A 784-nucleotide genomic window follows, 5' to 3' on the forward strand; every position below is an offset into this window, starting at 1 on the left:
GTGTTTTAAAAAGTATGCTGACATTAAATGAAGCCATTATTGATGTAAAAGAAGGTTAAGTCGAAGGCTTTAAAATGGTTTTCAAGCTTTTTGGAGAAATTACAACTTCTTCTAAAACCACGCCTTATTCGATGCCTTATTTTGCAATTATTACCTTCAATTCCTACAGTAAAAAACTTACCAATACTTTGCTTGCAGTTTTTAAAAGCAGTGATGAAACTGTCCCAATGATCACTTGCAATTCGGGTGTAGTGAATATCTAATTGTTTAAGCTTTGTCTTCAACCTTTGGACTGTAGCTAAATCTCTCTTACCCCAAACATAAGCAACAATCTCACCTGTTTCTCGATGGTAGGCGTAAATAAGCCATTGTTTATTATTTTTATTTCCAACAAAAGTCCAGAATTCATCTACTTCGAGAGATTCATAATGACTTTGTTTAGGCTGAATTTGATAGGCCGATTCAGTTAAAGTCCGTAAGACTTTACCGATACTAATGCGCTCAACTTCAGCGATATCTCGTATACCGCTGCCTCTGACCATTAACTGTAATATTTTACGAGTAATGCCAGAATTACATCCTAGATAGCTCAGAGCATGGTCACCAATAAACTGACGTTTGCAGTCTTTGCATTGGTAGTTTTGTTTCCCATCTACTTTGATGCCATTTTTCTTTATACTGTCACTGAGGCAGGTTGGACATTTGATTTCTAGAGTTATTTGCATTTCTCTATTTTATCAAAATTCAACCTGCTTTTTTTTAGCATACTTTTTGATACACCACC

General features: G+C 35.3%; 1 protein-coding gene. It reads right to left on the minus strand.

Features of this window, described 5'->3' with window-relative positions:
* Nucleotides 1–23: 23 nt before the first annotated feature.
* Entirely contained in the window at nt 24–725 is a 702-nt protein-coding gene (locus MTX11_RS16560) for an IS1 family transposase (RefSeq protein WP_243475623.1), read from the minus strand.
* Nucleotides 726–784 lie beyond the last annotated feature (59 nt).

Origin of the sequence: Acinetobacter lwoffii (genome assembly GCF_022809915.1) — a bacterium.
GTDB lineage: Bacteria > Pseudomonadota > Gammaproteobacteria > Pseudomonadales > Moraxellaceae > Acinetobacter > Acinetobacter lwoffii_M.

Excerpts from the sequence above, each read along its gene's own strand:
- MTX11_RS16560 (WP_243475623.1), bottom strand. The coding sequence starts at position 725 with ATGCAAATAACTCTAGAAATCAAATGTCCAACCTGCCTCAGTGACAGT.